The organism is Flavobacterium selenitireducens, from assembly GCF_014748335.1.
GTDB lineage: Bacteria > Bacteroidota > Bacteroidia > Flavobacteriales > Flavobacteriaceae > Flavobacterium > Flavobacterium selenitireducens.
This window is the reverse complement of the sequence record NZ_JAAVIY010000030.1, coordinates 1-1880: the sequence shown is the minus strand read 5'-3', so window position 1 is coordinate 1880 and position 1880 is coordinate 1. Positions and strand designations below refer to the sequence as shown.

General features: G+C 39.4%; 3 protein-coding genes. All 3 read right to left on the bottom strand.

All coding sequences use genetic code 11. The features are described from left to right. Positions 1–430, bottom strand: a 430-nt coding sequence (locus tag HC229_RS16505) for a helix-turn-helix domain-containing protein (RefSeq protein WP_191021605.1), incomplete at its 3' end; no start/stop codon positions are given. Between the two features lie 541 nt (positions 431–971). Further along, positions 972–1418: a hypothetical protein gene (locus tag HC229_RS16500; protein ID WP_191021604.1), complete on the bottom strand. Its 447-nt coding sequence runs from the start codon at positions 1416–1418 to the stop codon at positions 972–974. 43 nt (positions 1419–1461) lie between these two features. Further along, a partial coding sequence (locus tag HC229_RS16495) for an integrase core domain-containing protein (RefSeq protein ID WP_191021603.1) occupies positions 1462–1880 on the bottom strand: 419 nt, incomplete at its 5' end.

Genomic DNA, 1880 nt, shown 5'->3' with positions numbered 1-1880 from the left:
TGGTAGAAGGCTTGTTTTGATATCCCGAGGCATTCGTAGAGAAGCCTTGTTTTATAAGGTCTTGCTTTTTTTTCTCCACTTCCTTTGCCAATGCCCCGGGTAATGACTTTTTTGCGATATCGATGCCGCTTTCCAGTTCGACTTCCGCGATGATTTCCTGCTGGAAATTCTTTATAAATTCCAGTTCCTCGATACGCTGTTTCAATTTTTTTATCTCGTCTTTGCTCGACATGGCTTTGCCTCTTTGTTCAAAGGAAAGCATTTTTTTCATCCAATAATCAATCGAGCTTCTCGAAACGTTATACGTCTTGGCGGCATGATTGGCGGAAATCTGACCATTCGAGATTTTGTCAATGATGGACAGTTTAAGATCGTAGGAGATCTTCTGGTACTCTTTTTTTGGACAGGGTCCTTTCTTCGGTAAGTTCATAGATTGCTAAAAGTGTTTAATTTTTAGTCAACCTATTTTAGGACGAGAGATGATTTAGAATAGCTTGTAACGTGAGGCCGCTAAACGCCGTCGCGGCCTTCCGGAGAGAATATTCTCTGCTTTGGAATAAAGGTAGCGAAATCAACGATTTTTTCAAGCTTTCCTAAGCAGAAAAAATCTTGTTTTCGCGACTTTTGGAAATTTTAGCCTCTAATTTCTCTAAACCAGCGATGGCGATTAGCGGCGGTTACTTGCAGGCCGAAGACACAAAGATTGGCGTGGCAATTTACCTTGTACTCTCTGTTACAAGGTTGGTTCTAAAATTGCCACGGCGCCCGATTTGAAAAACGGTCGTTTTTGAAAAAAATAGTGTCAAATCGGGCGCTCGCGCGCAGCGCCGGCTTGCAAGTAACGTGAGGCCGCTAACCGCGGCGGCGGATAACGGAGAAAGTATTCTCTGCAACCCGAGACGAAGTTATGAAAAATAGAGGTTTATTTACCGCGAACCAGCCGGGGCGGTTAGCGGCGGTTACCAGCAGGTTTATGATTTAATAATATTCCCTTCAATTTGTAAACCTCTATTTTCTTTTTGGTTAAAAATATATAGATCAAACAAAATGAATATTGCAATTGTAAAATTTCCTAATACGAAATATAAACTTTCATTTTCAATTTTGATTAAAGATTGACAAATTGAAATTACCCAAATTGCTGAAATATTTAAATTAAACAGTCCCGCAAAAACATAGAAAAAATTATTTTTCAATTTTGATTTTTTGTTTTTTCTAAAATAAAACAAACGCATCAAAATAAGCAGAATTCCAATTCCAATCGAATACATAACTGCATCTAAAAAATTAAAAAGTAATGTTATTGACCCAGTTGAATATTTGGTTGCGCTTTCATAGTAATCGAAAAAACTATATAGTGTCCAAATATTGATCAGAATAAATGATATCGTTGTGTAGATAAAATGTTGTTTTTTCATCGTGTCGTTGTCTTGTCCTGAAATACGTTGACCATTTTGGTTATTAATTCAGGCTGTATTTTTTATAAATATGTCGTTGGTTCCGATGTGCAAAATCCGGTGTCTGCATGTCCAGGCTGTAATGCCGTCTCTCGGAGTTATAGATCTTGATGGCTTGTTTTACCATTTTCTGCGCCGTGACTAAATTAGGTAAAGTTTTGATGAGTCCGAACTCATATTTCAGGATTCCGTTTACCCTTTCGGCCACTGCGTTTTCGTAGGGATCATATTGTTGTGTGGTGCTCAGCAGAATATTGTTGGCGGCGGCGAACTCCGCGAATTGTGGGCAACAGTATTGTATTCCACGATCGCTGTGATGGATGATCTGCTGATTTTGGTACGATCGTGCATCCAGCGCCATTTTAAGGGCGTCTATGACCAGTGTGGCGCGCATGTTGGTATCGAGTTTGTATCCCATGATTT

Bases quoted from the DNA above. Each gene is read 5' to 3' on its own strand.
- HC229_RS16500 (WP_191021604.1), bottom strand. From the start codon at position 1,418: ATGAAAAAACAACATTTTATCTACACAACGATATCATTTATTCTGATC.